11 protein-coding genes are annotated in these 18,874 nt (G+C 71.2%); 7 read left to right on the top strand and 4 right to left on the bottom strand.

Annotated features, from left to right (window positions below; genetic code table 11):
• Window positions 1-121 precede the first annotated feature (121 nt).
• Window positions 122-2,278, top strand: a complete 2,157-nt coding sequence (locus H9658_RS03110) for a RelA/SpoT family protein (RefSeq protein ID WP_191824319.1) — start codon at window positions 122-124, stop codon at window positions 2,276-2,278.
• 191 nt (window positions 2,279-2,469) lie between these two features.
• Window positions 2,470-3,870: an ATP-binding protein gene (locus tag H9658_RS03105; RefSeq protein ID WP_191824568.1), complete on the top strand. Its 1,401-nt coding sequence runs from the start codon at window positions 2,470-2,472 to the stop codon at window positions 3,868-3,870.
• A 240-nt stretch (window positions 3,871-4,110) separates the two neighbouring features.
• Here the strand turns inward: H9658_RS03105 and H9658_RS03100 are convergent, their stop codons facing one another.
• Window positions 4,111-6,207 carry a glycosyltransferase gene (locus H9658_RS03100; protein WP_191824318.1) on the bottom strand — a complete coding sequence of 699 codons (2,097 nt, stop codon included), beginning with the start codon at window positions 6,205-6,207 and terminating at the stop codon, window positions 4,111-4,113.
• Window positions 6,208-6,300: 93 nt separating this feature from the next.
• On the opposite strand from H9658_RS03100, the gene mrcB reads away from it, so the two are divergent.
• From mrcB to H9658_RS03075, 5 genes are all read left to right on the top strand, one after another.
• Window positions 6,301-8,745 (top strand): penicillin-binding protein 1B, encoded by a 2,445-nt coding sequence (gene mrcB, locus H9658_RS03095; RefSeq protein WP_179566502.1) that lies wholly within the window; start codon window positions 6,301-6,303, stop codon window positions 8,743-8,745.
• A gap of 16 nt (window positions 8,746-8,761) precedes the next feature.
• On the top strand, window positions 8,762-9,286 hold the full coding sequence (locus H9658_RS03090; RefSeq protein ID WP_191824317.1) for a hypothetical protein: 525 nt from the start codon (window positions 8,762-8,764) through the stop codon (window positions 9,284-9,286).
• 166 nt (window positions 9,287-9,452) lie between these two features.
• A complete protein-coding gene (locus H9658_RS03085; RefSeq protein WP_191824316.1) occupies window positions 9,453-11,453 on the top strand; it encodes an ATP-dependent DNA helicase in 2,001 nt (666 codons plus the stop codon).
• Between the two features lie 78 nt (window positions 11,454-11,531).
• Window positions 11,532-12,233 carry a tRNA (adenosine(37)-N6)-threonylcarbamoyltransferase complex dimerization subunit type 1 TsaB gene (tsaB, locus tag H9658_RS03080; protein WP_191824315.1) on the top strand — a complete coding sequence of 234 codons (702 nt, stop codon included), beginning with the start codon at window positions 11,532-11,534 and terminating at the stop codon, window positions 12,231-12,233.
• Window positions 12,230-13,147, top strand: coding sequence for an ADP-ribosylglycohydrolase family protein (locus tag H9658_RS03075; protein ID WP_191824314.1), 918 nt, complete (start codon window positions 12,230-12,232; stop codon window positions 13,145-13,147). Before tsaB ends, H9658_RS03075 begins: the two co-directional genes overlap by 4 nt.
• Before the next feature lie 63 nt (window positions 13,148-13,210).
• On the opposite strand, the gene H9658_RS03070 is transcribed toward H9658_RS03075, so the two are convergent.
• From H9658_RS03070 to gshB, 3 genes are all read right to left on the bottom strand, one after another.
• On the bottom strand, window positions 13,211-16,207 hold the full coding sequence (locus tag H9658_RS03070; protein WP_191824313.1) for a TonB-dependent receptor: 2,997 nt from the start codon (window positions 16,205-16,207) through the stop codon (window positions 13,211-13,213).
• A gap of 674 nt (window positions 16,208-16,881) precedes the next feature.
• Complete coding sequence (locus H9658_RS03065; protein ID WP_179566492.1) at window positions 16,882-17,763, bottom strand: energy transducer TonB family protein; 882 nt, start codon at window positions 17,761-17,763, stop codon at window positions 16,882-16,884.
• Window positions 17,760-18,710: a glutathione synthase gene (gshB, locus tag H9658_RS03060; RefSeq protein ID WP_191824312.1), complete on the bottom strand. Its 951-nt coding sequence runs from the start codon at window positions 18,708-18,710 to the stop codon at window positions 17,760-17,762. The genes H9658_RS03065 and gshB overlap by 4 nt, the downstream gene beginning before the upstream one ends.
• Window positions 18,711-18,874: the final 164 nt, after the last annotated feature.

Raw genomic sequence — 18,874 nt, 5'->3', positions numbered from 1 at the left:
CACAGTGAGCTTCTGGTAGGGATGCGGCCGCGGCGGTCCGCGCGGCGCGTTGCGTGCAATTGTGGGCGGGCGCGCAAGCGCGCTAGTGTAGGCGGCACCGTTTCGTCACGACCGTCCGTCCTTGAATCACTCTCCCCATCCCGGCCTGGAGGCGCTGCTGCAGCGTCCGGCCGCCGCCGCGCTGGCGCCCGCGCTGCGCGAAGCGCTGTTGCAGGCCTGGCACGCGCAGCCGGAACAGACCGCGCGCGCGCCGTGGCCGGTGCTGGCCGATACGCTGGACGCGCTGGCGCTGCTGTCCGCCGACGAAGCGGCGCTGCTGGCCGCGCTGCTGTTCGACCTGCCCGGCTTGCGCGCGCAGCTGGCGCAGTTGCCGGTCGCGCCGCCGGCGCGGGCGCAGGCGGTGGTCGGCCTGCTCGACGGCCAGGACGCGGCCGACCAGGTCTGGGCGCTGCACGCCGGGCGCGAGGCCGGGCGCAACAGCGAAGGCCTGCGCCGGCTGCTGCTGTCGATCGTGCAGGACCTGCGCGTGGTGCCGATCCTGCTGGCGCGGCAGCTGGCGAAGATGCGCGTGGCCGACAAGCTGCCCGAGGCGCAGCGCCGCGCGCTGGCGCAGCTGACCCGCGACATCCACGCGCCGCTGGCCAACCGGCTGGGCATCTGGCAGCTGAAATGGGAGCTGGAGGACCTGGCGTTCCGCCACCTGGAGCCGGACACCTACCGGCGCATCGCGCGCGAGGTGGACGAGAGCCGGGTGGCGCGCGAGCGCTATATCGAGGCGGTCAAGAAGATCCTGTCCAAGGCGCTGGGCGAGCAGGGCCTGCAGGCGGAGATCAGCGGCCGGCCCAAGCACATCTACAGCATCTGGCGGAAGATGCAGAAGAAGCGGCTGGCCTTCGACCAGCTGTACGACTTGCGCGCGGTGCGGGTGATGGTCGACGACGTCGCCGCCTGCTACGCCGCGCTGGGCGTGGTGCATGCGCTGTGGGCGCCGGTGCCCAGCGAGTTCGACGACTACATCGCCCGACCCAAGGCCAACGATTACCGCTCGCTGCACACCGCCGTGGTCGGCCCGGAAGGGCGCACGATCGAGGTGCAGATCCGCACCCACGAGATGCACGCGCAGGCCGAGCTGGGCGTGGCCGCGCACTGGAAGTACAAGGAAGGCGGCAAGGGCGCGGAGAAGGCGTTCGACCGCAAGATCACCTGGATGCGGCAGCTGCTGGAGCAGTCGCAGGACGGCGAGCAGGGTGGGCTGGCCGGCGCGCTCGACGCCGAGCTGGTCGAGGACCGGGTCTATGCGCTGACCCCGATGGGCGAGGTGATCGACTTGCCGCAGGGCGCCACGCCACTGGATTTCGCCTACCACGTGCACACCATGGTCGGGCACCGCTGCCGCGGCGCCAAGGTCAACAACCGCATCGTGCCGCTGACCCACAAGCTGCGCAGCGGCGACCGCGTCGAGATCCTGACCGGCAAGGAGGCCGAGCCGCGCCGCGACTGGCTGCTGCCGGCCAACGGCTACCTGGCCAGCGGCCGCTCGCGCGACAAGGTGCGCGCCTGGTTCCACAAGCTCGACCGCGCGCGCAACGTGCAGGCCGGCAAGGACCTGCTCGAGCGCGAACTCAAGCGCCTGGGCCTGCAGCATGCCGACCTGTTGCCGGCGGCGAAGAAGTTCCATGCCGACGGCATCGAGGAGCTGTACATCCAGGTCGCGCTGGGCGACGTCGGCCCCAGCCAGGTCGGCCGCGCCCTGCACGAGGCCGAACGCGCCGCGGCGCAGCCGGCGGCGCCGGCACTGCCGCGGCCGACCGCGCGCCGTAGCGGATTGGCCAAGTCCAAGTTCACCGTGCAGGGCGTGGGCAACCTGCTGGTGCAGCTGGCGCGCTGCTGCCAGCCGGTCGCCGGCGAGCCGATCGCCGGCTACCTGACCCGCACCCGCGGCGTCACCGTGCACCGGGTCGATTGCGCGTCCTTCGCCCGGCTCGCCGCCAGCAACCCGCAACGGGTGCTGCCGGTGGAGTGGGGCCAGGCCGGCGGCGGCTACGAGGTGGACGTGCTGGTGCGGGCGATGGACCGGCGCTGGCTGCTCAAGGACATCACCAACCTGATCGCGCAGGAGGACGCGCACGTGCTGGAGATCAACAGCGACAACGTGCGCGACAGCGGCCGCACCCAGTTGCGGCTGCGCCTGAAGGTCGGCGACTACGGGCAGCTGTCCACCTTGCTCGGCAAGCTCGACGCGCTGCCCGGGGTGGACGAGGCGCGGCGCCTGGGCTGACCCGGGCCGCGCGCTGCGCGCGCATGCATGGTCTTGCCATGCACGCACGCTAAGCTTGCGCGGTGAGCAAGCCGCCAGATCAGGTCAGGGACGAACGCCGGCGCCCGCAGCGGTCGGTGCCGCTGTGGCGCGACCGCCGTGTCTGGCGCTGGGCGCTGGCCGTCCTGCTGCTGGCGGCGCTGGCGCTGGTGATGTTCCGCCGCCCGCTGGCCGATCTGCTGTGGCCGGAAACGCGGATCCAGCAACTGCTCGACCAGGGCAATGCGGCATTGCGCGCCGGCCGCCTCAGCGCCGCCGACGGCAGCGGCGCGCGCGAGCGCTACGAGGCGGCGCTGGCGCTGGACGGCGACCGCCTGCAGGCACGGGCCGGGCTGGCCGCGACCGGCCGCGCCGCGCTCGGCCAGGCGCGTGCGGCGCTGGCCGCCGGGCGCTATGCGCAGGTGCGCTCGGCGTTGGCGCTGGCGCGCGCGCTGCAGGTGCCGCGCGCCGACGCCGATCGTATCGACGCCGCCTTGCGCCAGCGCGAAGCCGCGCATGCCGGGCTCGACCAACTGTTGCAAAAAGCGGCACAGGCCCAGCGCGAGGGGCGCCTGGACGGCGCCCCCGACGCGGCGCTGCCGCTGTACCGGCAGGTGCTGGAGTTCGCCCCGGAACGGACCGCGGCGCTGGAAGGCCGCGAGGATGCCTTGTCGGAATTGCTGCAGCGCGCGCAGGCGGCGCTGGCGCGCGGCGACGTGGCGGCGGCCGCGGCGCTGGTGGATAGCGCCCGCGACTACGACCCCGGGCACGTCGACCTGCCGGCGGCGCAGGCGGCGCTCAATCGTGCGCTGGAAGCCTTGCAGCGCGAAATCGATGCAGCGCTGCGCCGGCAGCGGCCGGACGCGGCGGCGCGGGCGCTGGCCAAGCTGCGCGCGGCCGCACCCGATGCCGCTGGCGTGCGCGATGACGAGGAGCGCGTGGCCGCGGCGTATGCGGCGCAGGTCACGCGCGCCGCCGCCGATTTCCGTTTCGCCGAGGCCGAGCGCGCGCTGCAGAACGGGCAGGCGGTGGCGCCCGACAACCGTGCGCTGGCCGACGCGCGGCAGGCGCTGACGCGTGCGCGGCAGAGCCAGGCCACGCTGCATTCGCCGCTGTCGCCCGCCGCGCGCGCGCGCCGCCTGCAGACATTGCTGGCGGAACTGCAGGCGGCCGAGGCGCGCGGCGACTGGCTGACCCCGCCCGGCAGCAGCGCCTACGACGCGCTGCAGGCGGCGCAGGTGCTGGCGCCACGCGATGCCCGCGTGCGCAGCGCCGAGCAGCGCGTGCTGTCGGCGCTGCGGCGCTGTTTCGACGACGAATTGCGGGGCAACCGGGTGCTGGCGGCGAGCGCGTGCTACGACGCCTGGCGTGCGCTGGCGCCGGGCGGCAACGGCGTGGCCGCGGCACGCCGGCGCCTGGCGCAGCGCTGGCTCGCGGTCGGCGACGAGCGCCTGAGCGCCGGCGACGCCGACTTCGCGCGCGAGGCGCTGCGCCGCGCCCGCGCGATCGATCCAGGCACGCCGGAGCTGGCCGCGTTCGAGCGCCGCTTGCGCAGCTTGTCGCCCGGGCGCTGAGTGCCGTTGGGCAGCGGGTTGCTGCGTCGGCGAGAGGGGCAGCCGTGTGGCCGAGCCGTCCTGGCTCCGGATGTGGTTGGTCGCGGCTGAAGCCGCTCCTACAGAGGCGTGCCGCGCGCTTGCAGGGTGCACTGTAGGAGCGGCTTCAGCCGCGACGCTTTACCGGTAGCGCATCAGGGCGATGGAAGGCTGCTAGCCAGAGCCGCTGCTGTGTCGGACGTCAACGGCTTCACAGCAACCCTAGTCGAGAAACACCTGCCGCACCGTGGCGCGCGCCGCGTCCAGCGAGAAGTGCGTGGCGATGTTGCGCAGGCCGTTGGCGGCCAGCGTGTTCCATAGCGCCTCGTCGGTGTACAGCTGCGCCAGCGCGGCGACGAACTGTGGCGCGCTGTCGGCGATCAGCACGTCCTCGCCGTGGCGCAGGTGCATGCCTTCCACCGCGCACGGCGTGGCCACCACCGGTTGCCCGTGCGCCATGCTCAGGTTGACCTTGCCCTTGACCCCGGCGCCGAAGCGCAGCGGTGCCACCGCGATGCGGATCTCGTCCATGTAGGCGACGATGTCCGGCACGTAGCCGAGCAATTCGACCCCGGGCGTGGCGGCGCCGAGGCGGCGGATGTCGTCGGGCATGTCGGCGCCGATGCAGTGGAAGCGCAGGTCCGGCAGCAGCGCGCGCAGCGGCGGGAACACCTCCTGCAGGAACCAGCGCACCGCATCCACGTTGGGCGCATGGCGGAAGCCGCCGACGAACACCAGATCGCGGCGCTGCGCCCACGGCAGGCCCGGTCCGGCCACTTCGTGCAGATTGGAGATCAACGCGGTGCGCACCTGCGGCGCCTCGCGCTGCAGCTGTTCGCGCTCGACGCCGCTGACCAGCACGGTGACATCGACCTGGGCCATCACCTCCAGCTCGCGCGCGCGGGTGCGTTCGGCCTCGCGCAGCAGCCGTGCGTCGCCGGCCAGCTCGGCGCCGCGGCGCTCGCGCAGGTAGTGCAGATCGACGGTATCGAACAGCCGCCGCGCCTGCGGTGCGAAGCGGCGCAGCAGCGGCAGGCAGGCATGGGCGACGTGGTGGCGCACCAGCAGCACCGCATGGAAGCGTGCGCCGTGCTGCTGCAGGAACCCGCTCACGCTCTTCAGGTAGGGCGCATACCACACCTCCACGCCGAGCCGCTGCAGCGCCTCGCTGTGGCGGCTGGCGTACTCGCGGCCGCTGGGCACGAACACCACGTGCGCGCCTTCCTGCAGCAGCAGGCGGATCAGGTTGAGCTGGCGCAGCGAGGCCGAGTCGCGGTCCGGTTGCGGCAGCGCCTCGTCGAGGATCAGCACCTGGCGCTGCCGCCGGTGCAGTTGCGCCGGGGTCGGCGTGGTACCCGGTGGCAATTGCCGCGCCAGCACATCGGCCCATTTGGCCGCGAACACGCCGCGGTTGCGCACCTGGTAGGCCTTGATGCCGCTGCCGGTATCGGTGCCGTTGCTGGTGCCCTCGTCGTGCACCACCTGGCTCGCCGGCTGCAGCAGGGTGCGCAGCCCGGCCTTGCGCACGGCGAACGCCAGGTCGGTGTCCTCGTAGTAGGCCGGCAGGTAGCGCGTGTCGAAGCCGCCCAGCGCCAGGAAGCGTTCGCGCTCGATCGCCAGCGCCGCACCGGCGCCGTAGTCGATGTCGCGCAGGTAGGCGTAGCGCGGATCGTCCGGCGATTCGAAGCGGCCGTAGCTCCAGGCGCTGCCGTCGGCGAAGACCACGCCGCCGGCTTCCTGCAGGCGCCCGTCCGGGTACAGCAACTGCGCGGTGACCAGCCCGGCCTGCGGCACCTGCGCGAAGGTGTCCAGCAGCGCATCCAGCCAGCCCGGCTGCGGCACCGTGTCGTTGTTGAGGAACACCAGGTAGCGGCCGCGCGCGCGCGCCGCGCCGTCGTTGCAGGTGGCGATGAAGCCGCCGTTCTGGCGGCGCACGTGGTAGTGCAGGCCCTGGATCTGCGGCAGCCACTGCACGGTCTCGTCGCTGCTGCCGTCGTCGATCACCAGGATCTCGCAGGCCGCGGCCGGCGGGTGCGCGGCGAGCGCGCGCAGGCAGGCGAGGGTATGCGCGACGTGGTTGTAGACCGGGATCACGATGCTGGCCAGCGGCGCGTCGCTGACCGGCACCCCGAAGGCGGCGAACGGCTGCGGCGCGACCGCGAACAGCGTGCGCCGCGGCGGCGGCAGCGGCTGCGCATGCACGCGCAACCGCTGCCAGGTGCTGCGCCAGCCGCGCGAGCGCAGGCTGGCCAGGCCGCGCCGCAGCAGGCCGGCAAAACGGTTCAGGGCGTAGCGCAGGTTCGCCCAGGACATCGACATCCGTTGCAACTCCAGCTGAAACAAAGGGGACCCCGCGCCGCGCTGCCTGCTGGCCTGCGCTAGACTCGCCGGAATTTACATTCTCGCATCCCCGTGCCACGACGCTACGACGACAACGACACCGACGATCAGGACACCGACGATCTCGACAGCGGCGCCTCGCCCTGGCGCCGGCGCCTGCTCACCTGGGGCCTGGCCGCCACCGCGCTGGGCCTGGGCTTCCTGATCCCGTACACGGTCTATCTGAACAAGCAGGTGACGCAGCGCTTCGGCGAACTGCGCTGGCAGATTCCGACCCGGGTCTACGCCCGCCCGCTGGCGCTGGCGCCGGACACGGCGATGGACGCGCAGACGCTGAAGACCGAACTGGACGCGGCCAGCTACCGCGAGGATGCCGGCGCGCAGCGCCCCGGCACCTACCAGCAGGACGGTAGCCGCTTCGTCATCGCCAGCCGCGGCTACGTCGACGTGGACGGCCGGGTCGCGCCCAGGCGCGTGGAAGTGAGCCTGTCCGGCGGCCGCGTGGCGGCGCTGCGCGATGCGCAGACGCGCAAGTCGCTGACGGCCGCGCGGCTGGATCCGGCGCGCATCGCCACCTTGTACGGGCAGAAACAGGAAGAGCGCCGACTGGTGCGGGTGGACGAAGTGCCCGAACTGCTGGTCACCGGTCTGCAGGCGGTGGAAGACCGCGACTTCAACTACCACCACGGCATCGACCTCAGCGGCATGGTGCGCGCGGCCTGGGTGATGGTGCGCTCCGGCGGCAAGAGCCGGCAGGGCGCCAGCACCCTGACCCAGCAGCTGGCGCGCAGCGGCCTGCTCGGCATCGGCAAGGAACAGACGCTCACCCGCAAGTTCAACGAGATCCTATACGCGCTGATCATGGAAGCGCGCTACGACAAGCGCACCATCCTCGAGGCCTATCTGAACCAGGTCTACCTGGGCCAGCGCGGCAGCCAGGCGATCCATGGCGTGGCCTCGGGCGCGGAGTTCTGGTTCGGACGCGAACTGGATTCGCTGCCGCCGGAGCAGGTGGCGCTGCTGATCGGCCTGGTCAAGGGGCCTTCCTACTACGACCCGCGGCGCTTCCCCGAGCGCGCGCTGGACCGGCGCAACTTCGTGCTCGGCAAGCTGCGCGAAAGCGAGTTGATCGACGAGCCCACCTACCGCAAGGCGCTGGCCGCGCCGTTGGGGGTGCCGGCCAATCCGGGGCTGGTCGCGGCCAACCGCTTCCCGGCCTATGTGGACCTGGTGCGCCGCCAGCTGGCGCGCGACTACCCGGAAAGCGCGCTGCAGGGCGCCGGGCTGAGCGTGCTGACCGGCATGTCGCCGTCGGCGCAGGCCTATGCCGAAGGCGCGGTGACCCGCACCCTCACCGCGCTGGAAACCAACAAGAAGCGGCCGCCGCTGCAGGCCGGGCTGGTGCTGACCGACACCCACAACGGCGACGTGCTGGCGGTGGTCGGCAGCCGCGACGTGTCGCAGCCCGGCTTCAATCGCGCGATCGAGGCGCAGCGCCAGGTCGGTTCGCTGCTCAAGCCGTTCGTGTACCTGCTGGCGCTGGCGCAGCCGGACCATTACTCGCTGGCCAGCTGGGTCGACGATTCGCCGGTGACGGTGCAGCTCAGCCGCGGCAAGCGCTGGACCCCGGGCAATTCCGACAACCGCAGCCACGGCACGGTGCGCGTGGTCGATGCGCTGGCGCATTCGTACAACCAGGCCACGGTGCGGATCGGCATGCAGGTCGGGCCGGAGCGGGTGGCGCAGCTGATCAAGGTGCTGGCCGGGCTGGAGGCCGAGAACAATCCGTCGCTGATCCTGGGCGCGACCGACCAGAGCCCGTACGCGATGACCCAGCTGTACCAGTTCCTCGCCTCCGGCGGCGAGATCCAGCCGCTGCATGCGGTGCGCGGCGTGCTCGATCCGCAGGGCAAGCTGCTCAAGCGCTACGACAAGGCCCCGGCGCCGGCGCAGGAAGGCGATTCGGTCGCGGCCAACCTGGTCGGGCTGGCGCTGCAGCAGGTGGTCAGCAACGGCACCGCGCGGCAGCTGCTAGGCGACGGCCTGGGCAAGTTGACCCCGGCCGGCAAGACCGGCACCAGCAACGATGGCGTGGACAGCTGGTACGCCGGCTACACCGGCGATCATCTGGCGGTGATCTGGATCGGCAACGACCAGAACAAGCAGACCGGCCTGTACGGCGCCACCGGCGCGATGCGGGTGTGGTCGGGCATCTTCGCGCGGTTGCCGAGTTCGCCGTTGAAGGTGCAGGGCAAGGGCATCGACTGGCAATGGATGGATCCGGCCGGCAGCAACAGCACCGATCCCAGTTGCCCTGGCGCGCGCCAGTTCCCGTTCGTGGTCGGCTTCGCCCCGGCGTATGCGCCGTGCGCGCCGCCGCAGGCGCTGCCTGAAGAAGGGCAGCCCGCTGCCGAGGGCGAGGAGAGTCGTGGCGGCGGCTGGCGCAGTTGGTTCGGCCTGGACAAGAAGAAAGAAGCGCCGCCCGCCGACGCGGCGTCCACCCCTCCGGCGCAATGATCCACGGATGCCTGCCATGACCCGATACACCCCCACCGTCGCCATCGCCGCGCTCAGCCTGCTGCTGGCCTCCTGCGTCAGCGCACCGCCGCCGCCCCCGCCGCCGCCGGTGGACACCACCACTCCGGCGCAGCGGCTGGCCGCGATCGAGGCCAGCGGCGGCGCCGACGACACCGAACTGAGCGTGCAGCCGTTGCGCGATCCGCAGGTCGAGGACCTGCGCGACAGCGCCAAGCGCAAGCGCGCGGCCGGCGACCTGGCCGGCGCGGCGGCGGCGCTGGACCAGGCCCTGCAACTGGTGCCGGAAGACCCGGCGCTGCTGCAGGACCGCGCCGAACTGGCCTTGCTGCTGAAGGACGACGCGGGCGCCGAGGCGTTCGCCAAGCGCGCCATCGACCTGGGCTCGCAGACCGGCCCGCTGTGCCGGCGCCACTGGGCCACCATCGAGCAGTCGCGGCTGGCCCGCGGGCAGAAGGAGAACGCGGCGTCCGCGCACGCGCATATCGAAGGCTGCACGGTGGCGGGCATCAAGCGTTATTGATTGAGAGCCGGGATTGGGGATTGGGGATTCGGGATTGGTAAAAGCGACGGCGGTTCGGTTGTTTGTGGCAGGCCGATATCGCCGCGTCGGTGGCCGCACTAGATAGCGAAACCCGACCTGCCGCTTTCGCGAATCCCCAATCCCGACTCCCCAATCCCGGCCCTCTATGTCCCTCAGCCACGCCAGCACCGAAGCGCTCAGCGAAGGCGGTGCGCTCGCCCGCCAGCTGGATGCGTTCGTGCCGCGTGCGGCGCAGCTGCGGCTGACCGCGGCGATCGCCGAGGCGTTCGAGCAGCGCGACGTGCTGCTCGCCGAGGCCGGCACTGGCACCGGCAAGACCTATGCGTATCTGGTGCCGGCGCTGCTGTCGGGACTGAAGACCATCGTCTCCACCGGCACCCGCGCGCTGCAGGACCAGCTCTACCACCGCGACCTGCCGCGGGTGCGCGCGGCGCTGGGCGTGGGCCTCAACAGCGCGCTGCTGAAGGGCCGCGCCAACTATCTGTGCAAGTACCGGCTGGAGCAGGCCAAGGGCGAGCCGCGCTTCACCTCGCGCGAGCAGATCGCGCAGTTCCAGCGCATCGTCGCCTGGGGCGGGCGCACCCGCTTCGGCGACATCGCCGAGCTGGAGGCGCTGCCCGACGATTCGCCGCTGCTGCCGATGGTCACCTCGACCATGGACAACTGCCTGGGCACCGAATGCCCGTTCTGGGGCGAGTGCTTCGTGGTGCAGGCGCGGCAGCGCGCACAGGCCGCCGACGTGGTGGTGGTCAACCATCACCTGCTGTTGGCCGACCTGGCGCTGAAGCAGGAAGGCTTCGGCGAGATTCTGCCCGGCGCGCAGGTCTTCGTCATCGACGAGGCGCACCAGCTGCCGGAACTGGCGGCGAACTTCTTCGGCGAAAGCTTCGGCATGCGTCCACTGCAGGAGCTGGCGCGCGACTGCCTGGCCGAGAGCCGCCACGTCGCCGGCGCGCTGGCCAGCCTGCAGGCGCCGGTGCAGGCGCTGGAGCAGGCCTTGCGCGAACTGCGCGCGGCGATGGAAGGGTTGCCCACCCGCGGCACGCAATGGCGGCTGCTGGCCAAGCCTCAGGTACGCGACGGCTTCGATGCGCTGCTGGCGGAACTGGCGCGCTTGCAGGAGAGCCTGGCGGGGCTGCGCGAGGCCTCGCCCGGTTTCGACGCCTGCGCCGCGCGCGCGCAGGAGATGCGCGCACGCCTGGGCCATTGGCTCGGCGACGACGCGCCGATCCCCGATTTCGACGCCGAGCCGGCGCCGCCGTCCAACGATGTGCTGTGGTACGAACTGAGCGCGCGCGGCTTCCGTTGCCAGCGCACGCCGCTGGACGTGTCCGGCCCGCTGCGCCTGCATCGCGAAAAGTCGCACGCGGCGTGGGTGTTCACCTCGGCGACGCTGGCGGTGAAGGGCGATTTCGAGCACATCGCCACCCGCCTGGGGCTGAGCGATCCGATGACCTTGCTGCAGCCCAGTCCGTTCGACTGGGCGCGGCAGGCGCTGTGCTATCTGCCGGCGCTGCCGGACCCGAACGCGCGCGGCTTCGGCACCGCGCTGATCGCGGCGTTGCATCCGGTGCTGCAGGCCTCGCAGGGCCGCGCCTTTCTGCTGTTCGCCTCGCACCGTGCGCTGCGCGAGGCCGCCGAGGCGCTGCGCGACGGGCCGTGGCCGCTGTTCGTGCAGGGCGAGGCGCCGCGCGCGAGCCTGCTGCAGCGCTTCCGCGAATCCGGCAACGGCGTGCTGCTCGGCTCCGCCAGTTTCCGCGAGGGCGTGGACGTGGTCGGCGATGCGCTGAGCGTGGTGGTGATCGACAAGCTGCCGTTCGCCGCGCCGGACGACCCGGTGTTCGAGGCGCGGCTGGACGCGATCCGCCGCGACGGCGGCAATCCGTTCCGCGACGAACAGCTGCCGCAGGCGGTGATCGCGCTGAAGCAGGGCGTGGGCCGGCTGATCCGCAGCGAGACCGACCGCGGCGTGCTGGTGCTGTGCGATCCGCGGCTGCTGTCCAAATCCTACGGCCGCACCTTCCTGGAGTCGCTGCCGCCGTTCGCGCGCACCCGCGATGTCGAGGACGTGCGTCAGTTCTTCGGCGCCGACGCCGCGCTGCCGGTGGATAATCACGAACACATCGCCTCGCCGCCGTTCGACTAGCCGGCGCACGGCATCCGCTTTTGCTCCTCGCTTCGCTTTTTCGAATCCCCAATCCCGAATCCCCAATCCCGGCCTCCAATGAAAATTCTCGCTTTCGAAACCGCCACAGAAGCCCTCTCCGTCGCCGTGCATGTCGATGGCGCGGTGCGCGAGCGGTTCGAGCTGGCGCCGCGCCGGCATGCCGAGCTGGCGCTGCCGTGGGCCGAGCAGTTGCTGACCGAGGCCGGCATCGCGCGCAGCCAGCTCGATGCGATCGCCTTCGGCCGCGGCCCTGGCGCGTTCACCGGGGTGCGCCTGGCGATCGCGCTGGCACAGGGCATCGCGCTGGCGCTGGACCTGCCGGTGCTGCCGGTGTCCACCCTGCATGCGCTGGCCTTGCGCGCGCCGGACGATGCGCCGCAGGTGCTGGCCGCGATCGACGCGCGCATGGGCGAGATCTATGCGGCGGCCTTCGTGCGCGATGCCGACGGCCTGCACGCGCTGACGCCCGAGCAGGTGCTGGTCCCGGACGCGTTCGTGCTGCCGCAGACGGACGCGCCCTGGCATGGCGTCGGCACCGGGCTGGCGGCGATCGACAACGCGTTGCAGCGGCGCCTGCACGCGCAGTTGCGCAGCGTCGATGCGCAGGCCCTGCCGCATGCCGCCGACGTGCTGACCCTGGCGCTGGCGGCCCACGCGCGCGGCGAAGCGATCGCGCCGGAACGCGCCGAACCGGCCTATCTGCGCGACAACGTCGCGCTGACCCTGGCCGAGCAGCAGGCGCAGCGGGCCGCACGATGAGCGCGGACGAGCGCGAGCGCGCGCGTTTTCGCGGCTGCCTGCTGGGCCTGGCGGTCGGCGATGCGCTCGGCACCACGTTGGAATTCAAGGCGCCGGGCAGCTTCGCGCCGATCGACGACATGGTGGGCGGCGGTCCGTTCGATCTGCAGCCCGGGCAGTGGACCGACGACACCTCGATGGCGTTGTGCCTGGCGCATAGCCTGCTGTACCGCGAAGGCTTCGATGCCGCGGACCAGATGAACCGCTATTGCAACTGGTACCGCCACGGCTACCTGAGCAGCACCGGCGCGTGTTTCGACATCGGCAACACCGTGCGCCAGGCGCTGGAGCGCTATCTGGACGGCGGCCCGGCCTTCAGCGGCAGCGCCGACCCGCGCGCGGCCGGCAACGGCTCGCTGATGCGGCTGGCGCCGGTGGCGATGTACTACGCGCATCGCCCCGAAGGACTGGCCGACCGCGCGGCGGACAGTTCGCGCACCACCCATGCCGCGGCCGAAGCGCTGGATGCCTGCCGGCTGTTCGCGTTGCAGTTGCGCGCGGCCCTGCTCGGCGGCGATCGCGTGCATGTGCTGCAGGCGCCGGATGTGGCCCTGGACACGCCGGCGCTGCGCGCGCTGGCCGTGCGCGACCATGCCGCGGTGCCGGCAACGCAGATTCGCGGCACCGGCTACGTGGTCGATGCGTTGTCGGCGGCGCTGTGGTGTTTCGCGACGACCGAGTGCTTCGCCGATGCGGTGCTGCGCGCGGCGAATCTCGGCGACGACGCCGACACCACCGCGGCGATCTGCGGGCAGCTGGCCGGCGCCTTCTACGGCATCGACGGCATCCCCGCCGCCTGGCGCGAGCGCGTGCAGGACGCGGCGGACATCGTCGCGCTGGCCGATCGCCTGCATGCGGCCAGCGTGGCGGGATGACCGCATGCGGGGAGGCCGGCGATGGCTCGTCGGTCTCCCCGCGCTGCGCCCGCGCGGTAGCGGTCAGTAGTCGTAACTGACGCTCAGCCGCAGCGAGCGCGGTGCCTGGCTTACGAACGCCGCGCCATAGACCGGATCGCTCACGCCCGGGTCGGTTTCCGAATACGGGTACTTCCACAGCGTGGCCTGGCCGTTGAAGACGTTGAACACGTCCAAGTTGAAGGCCAGCTTGTGGTCGGCGTACGCCGGCCGCCACGACACCCCCAGATCGAGCTGCTTCAGCCACGGCAGCCGGCCCTGGCTGCCCGGAGGCGCCGCCTTGCCCTGGTAATAGTGGTAGGCGATGCCGTAGCCGGACGGGTCGCTCTGGTCGGCGCCGTAGGAACCCAGCGCGCTGAACGGCGAGCCGGACACCAGCTTGAGGTTGGCCGACACCAGCCATTCGGGATTGAACTGGTAATAGCCGTAGAACTTGAACTGATGGGTATGGTCGTTGCTCTGCGGGCCGTTGGTGTGTTCCATCAGCTGCGCGTAGTCCCAGGCCTGGGTGGTGGACACCGCGGTCTGGCCGATGCCCGACAGCAACTGGCCTTCGGTGGTGCCGTAGCTGCGCGACCAGGTGTAGTCGAAGCGCCCGTACCAGCGCTGGTCGAACGGGTGCTCCAGCGACAGGTTGAGCCCGTAGTAGTTGCGCTTGAACTTGGGAAAGCCGAGCTCGGCATTGCTCAGCGGGACGCTGACGTAGTTGCCCGAGGTGTCCACCAGGGTGAAGGTGTTGGACTTGCCCGGATTGATCAGCCAGCAGCTGACCGGATTGCTGTCCAGGGTCACCGTATGTCCTTGCGCGGCCGCCGCCGCGAACACCGTGTCGCTGTCGCAGTAGTCGTCCACGCCGCTGCGCAGGGCCCGGTAGGTGCCCTTGGCGCCGTAGACCCAGTTGTCGCCCCAGGCCTTGGTGAAGCCGAGGATGAACTCGTCCTGGAACGAGGGCTTGATGCCCTGCGTGGCCACGGTCTTGGCATCGGGCAGGATGCCGTAGTTGTTGTTGGAGGAGACCGCGCCGGAGATCTGGGTCAGGTCGGTGGGGTAGCCGTTGGCGTCGATGCCGCCGTAGGTGTAGTAGGTCGAGGTCGCCAGGGTCGCGCCGGCGGCGTTGAATGCCGGGTTCAGCGGCAGCGCCAGGTAGTAGCGGCCGGCGTTGCCGTAGACCTTGAAGCGCGCGTCGCCGTCGACGTCCCAGCTGAAGCCCAGGCGCGGCGCCCACTGCCCGCTGGTCTGCTTGATGTAGGCGTCGCCGTCGCGGTTGTAGTTGGTGAACTGGTCCAGGCGCAGGCCGAGGCTGAGCAGGAAGCGGTCGCTGACCTGCCAGTTGTCTTCGATGTACTGCGCGCGCTGCACCGCGCGCACCGAGGCCAGGGCACTGTAGACGTACCTGCGCACGTAGTAGCCGTCCTCGCCGTTGGCGTAGCCGCCGGTGGCCGGCACGCCGAGGCCGGTGTTGATCGGTATGCTCGGATTGGATTGGCCGTAGATCCACTGGTACCCATCGCCCGAGGCCACCGAGCCGCGGTTGAGCGCGCGCGCGTTCTGGTTGTCGATGCCGACGGTGATGCTGTGCGCGCCGATGACGTAGTTCAGGTCCAGCCGCAGGTTGTCGGTGCGGTTGCCGCGGTCGGGATCGACCAGCAGCGAAGTGGTCTGCGTATTGGTGATCGGGGTGCCGCCGGTGTAGGCCGGGTTCTGGAACGAGGTACCGCTGAGGTAGGTCAGCGCGCCGTTGTAGGTGGGGTTGCCGGTGTAGTCGTCGGTGCGCTGCTTGCCGTACTGGGCGCTGAAGGTCAGGCGGTCGGTGAGGTAGCCGGTGTACTTGGCGGTCCACAGGTCGCCGCCGGTCTTGGTGGTGTTGGCGTCGCCGCGCAGGTCGCCGATGTCGTAGCCGCTGTACTCGTAGTACTTGCCGCGGGTGATGTAGCGGCTGGAGGCGCCGGTGATCTCCAGCAACTGGTTGTCGCTGATGTTCCAGTCGAGCTTGGCGTACCAGCTCGGCCGGCGGTAGTGGTAGTCGTAGTAATACTCGCCCGGGGTGGTTTCGCGCGCGCCGTAGAACCTGTCGCCGTCCTGGCGCTGCAGTTCGTAGGAGCCGAAGAAGAACAGCTTGTCCTGGATCAGCGGACCGCCCGCGTACAGGCTCTGGGTGCTGAGCGTCGAACCGCTCTTGCTATCCGGCCGGTACAGCGCGCCGTTGCCGGGCGCGTAGACGTCCTTCTGCGAGGAGCGCAGGCCATCGGGTTCCCAGGTGGCCTGGCCGCCGAAATGCCATTCGTTGCTGCCGCGCTTGCCGACCGCGTTGATCACGCCGCCGTCGGAACGGCCGTACTTGGCGCTGTAGCCGCCGGTGTAGACCTCCAGCTGGTCGATGCTGCCGTAGGGCAGGGTCAGTCCGCCCAGTCCGCGCAGCGGGTCTGTGGTGTTGAAGCCGTTGATGTAATAGGCGTTCTCCGCAGCCGAGGAGCCGCCGAAGCTGAGCAGTTGCGCGCCGGTCGGGCCGGTATAGGTGCCGCTGCCGCTGTTGCCGGCCACGCCGGGCGCCAGCTGTGCGATCGCCTCGGCCGAGCGTCCCAGCGGCAATCGTTGCAGCTGTTCGGCGTTGATCACGGTGCGCGAGTCCACGCTGCTCACGTCGATCGCGGCGGCGGCGCGGTCGGCGCTGACGTTGACCCCGGTCAGGCTGGTGACCGCGGCGAAGGAGACGTCGGTGACCGCGCCGACGGTGAGGCCGACGCCTTCGCGGCTGCCGAGCACGGCGTCGTCGGCGCCCTTGGCGACGACGGTGTAGGTGCCAAGCGGCAGCTGGCCGATGCTGTAGCGGCCGCGCGCATCGACCGCGACTTCGCGGCTGAGGCCGCTGTCGCTGCGCACCTGCACGCGCTGCGCATTGGCCGGCGCCTGGCCGGCGACCGTACCGGTGGTGGACTGGGCCAGGGCGGCGGGCGCAGCGAGGGCGGCGCCCAGCGCCAGCGCGAGCAGGGCGGGCCTGCGAAGGAGGTGGGGCTTTTTCATGGAGGAGGCGGCTCGGGGTAGTGGGGGGCGGGGACGCGCCGCGCCGGCCTCCGAGTCACTCGTCCTTGGCGATGCGGTGTGCGCGGTAACGTTCCCCGCCACCATTAACCTTAATGTGACGCCTATTCAGAAATGCCGCGTCGTTATGTCGCTGGCATGAATCGTTATCTCGATGCTTGCCGCGGGCGCGCACGCCCTGCCACGCGATGCAAATAGCAGCTCCCTTCTCCCATCGGGAGAAGGTGCCCCGCAGGGGCGGATGAGGGTGGGGCGCAGCCTCGAAACGTTGGGTGTCGCCACGCAGTCCGCGGCGGCCGTACCCTCACCCCAACCCCTCTCCCGGTGGGAGAGGGGCTCGGTTTGTCCCTTCTCCCTCCGGGAGAAGGTGCCCCGCAGGGGCGGATGAGGGTACGGGCGCAGCCTCGAAACGTTCAGTGCTGCCAGGCGGTCCGCGGCGGCCGTACCCTCACCCCAACCCCTCTCCCGGTGGGAGAGGGGCTCGGTTTGTCCTTCTCCCACCGGGAGAAGGTGCCCCGCAGGGGCGGATGAGGGTACGGGCGGAGCCTCAAAACGTTGGGTGTCGCCACGCAGTCTGTGGCGGCCGTACCCTCACCCCAACCCCTCTCCCGGTGGGAGAGGGGCCAGAGGGGCCAATTGCTTCAGCCGCCGCGCGCTCAGCGGTCGTCGCGCAGCGTGCCGCCGGGCAGGAACACCCAGGTGCGGGTGACCTGCAGGATGTCGATGTTGTCTTCGGTATGCGGCAGCGGCGGGAACGGTTGCGCCAGCTGCACCACCCGCATCGCCGCGGCGTCGAGCATCGGCACGCCGCTGGAGCGCAGGATGCGGCTGCTCTCGACGCTGCCGTCGCGGCGCACGCCGACGCTGATCACCACCTGGCCGCCCAGCCGCTGCCGTCGCGCCTCGTCGGGATAGTTGAGATTGCCGACGCGCTCGGCACGGTCGACCCAGGCGCGCAGGTAATTGGCGTAGGCGTATTCGCGGGTGCTGGCGGAGACGAACTTGCGGTTCGGGCGCTTGGCGTACTGCTCCGACCGCAGGTGCACTTCGGCGGCCAGGCGCGCCATCTCCGCATCGCGCTGCTCGCGCTGCGCATCCACCGGCTGGGTCGGGGCGTCGGTGCGCGGCTGGGTCTGCGCTGCCGGCTGCGGCTGCTCGCCGCGCGCGCTGCTGACCACGCGCGGGGTCGGCTCCGGTGCCGCCGCCGCGGTCTGCGCGCGCAGCGCCTGCGGCGCCAGGCCGTCGTGCTGCTGCGGCACGATGCCGGGCTGGCTGTCGCGCGGGCGCTGCGCCTTGTCGTGGTCGCCGCCGCCCTGCTGGTTGGCCTGGGCCAGGAAGTCGGCCTGCTTCGGCGTCAGCGGGGTGCTGGTCTGGCTGAAGATCACGTCCAGGGTCGGCACCAGCGGCGCGTCGTCGTCGATCGCGAAGCCCACCCCCAGGATCAGCAGGCCGTGCACGATCAGCGACAGCACCAGGGTGGCGCCGAGCCTGTCGCGCTCGCCGATGCGCGGCGCGGGCGTCGCGGCGGCCGCGCTCATCGCGCCGGGTAGGCCTCGATCGCGTCGAACAGCAGCCCGGCGATGTTCAGCCCGAACTGCGCGTCCAGTTCGCGCACGCAGGTCGGGCTGGTGACGTTGACCTCGGTCAGGAAATCGCCGATCACGTCCAGGCCGACGAAGCGCATGCCGCGCCGTTTCATCTCCGGGCCGACCTGGGCGGCGATCCAGCGGTCGCGCTCGCTCAGCGGGCGGCCTTCGCCGCGGCCGCCGGCGGCCAGGTTGCCGCGGAATTCGTCGCCCTGCGGGATCCGCGCCAGGCAGTAGTCCACCGGTACTCCGTCCACCAGCAGGATGCGCTTGTCGCCGGCGCTGATGTCGGGAATGAACCGCTGCGCCAGGGCCAGGGTACGGCCGCCGTCGGTCAGCGTCTCCAGGATCACGTTGAGGTTGGGGTCGCCGGTGCCGCTGCGGAAGATCGAGCGCCCGCCCATGCCGTCCAGCGGCTTCAGCACCGCCTGGCCGTGCTCGAGCACGAACGCCTTCAGCGCGGCCGCGTCGCGGCTGACCAGGGTCGGCGGGCAGCATTGCGGGAACAGCTGCGCGGCCAGCTTCTCGTTGAAGTCGCGCAGGCCCTGCGGGTCGTTGACCACCTGCGCGCCGGCGCGCTGGGCCACGCTCAGCACGTGGGTGTCGTACAGGAATTCCGAATCGAACGGCGGGTCCTTGCGCATCAGCACCACCTGCCCGGTGCCGAACGCCAGCTCGGCGAATGCGCCAAGTTCGAACCAGCCGGTCTTGTCGTCGCGCACCTGCAGCGGCGCCGCCTGGGCCAGCGCGCGGCCCTCGCGCAGCGACAGCCCGCCGGGGCGCACGTAGTGCAACCGATGCCCGCGGCGCTGCGCTTCCAGCAACATCGCGAAGGTAGTGTCTTTGGCAATCTTGATGCTGGCGATGGGATCCATCACCACGATGACATCGAACGACATGGCGTTACCCGGGGGACTGAGCGGAGGATGGTAGCGGGTCGGCGGCAGGGGTGCGCAAGGGCCGTGGCACGGGGCCATGCGCTGCCCTGCGGCGGCAATCAAACTGTGACATAGTTAGCGCTGGAAAGTGATCCAAAGCAGAGCCGTGGCGGCGGCCTTGACAG

It is taken from the genome of Xanthomonas bonasiae, assembly GCF_014836395.1.
GTDB classification, from domain to species: domain Bacteria; phylum Pseudomonadota; class Gammaproteobacteria; order Xanthomonadales; family Xanthomonadaceae; genus Xanthomonas_A; species Xanthomonas_A bonasiae.
This window is presented reverse-complemented; position numbering and strand designations above follow the sequence as displayed.

Bases quoted from the DNA above. Each gene is read 5' to 3' on its own strand.
- H9658_RS03090 (WP_191824317.1), top strand. From the start codon at position 8,762: ATGACCCGATACACCCCCACCGTCGCCATCGCCGCGCTCAGCCTGCTG.
- H9658_RS03085 (WP_191824316.1), top strand. From the start codon at position 9,453: ATGTCCCTCAGCCACGCCAGCACCGAAGCGCTCAGCGAAGGCGGTGCG.
- H9658_RS03070 (WP_191824313.1), bottom strand. From the start codon at position 16,207: ATGAAAAAGCCCCACCTCCTTCGCAGGCCCGCCCTGCTCGCGCTGGCG.
- H9658_RS03105 (WP_191824568.1), top strand. From the start codon at position 2,470: ATGTTCCGCCGCCCGCTGGCCGATCTGCTGTGGCCGGAAACGCGGATC.
- gshB (WP_191824312.1), bottom strand. From the start codon at position 18,710: ATGTCGTTCGATGTCATCGTGGTGATGGATCCCATCGCCAGCATCAAG.
- H9658_RS03075 (WP_191824314.1), top strand. From the start codon at position 12,230: ATGAGCGCGGACGAGCGCGAGCGCGCGCGTTTTCGCGGCTGCCTGCTG.
- H9658_RS03100 (WP_191824318.1), bottom strand. From the start codon at position 6,207: ATGTCGATGTCCTGGGCGAACCTGCGCTACGCCCTGAACCGTTTTGCC.
- H9658_RS03065 (WP_179566492.1), bottom strand. From the start codon at position 17,763: ATGAGCGCGGCCGCCGCGACGCCCGCGCCGCGCATCGGCGAGCGCGAC.
- tsaB (WP_191824315.1), top strand. From the start codon at position 11,532: ATGAAAATTCTCGCTTTCGAAACCGCCACAGAAGCCCTCTCCGTCGCC.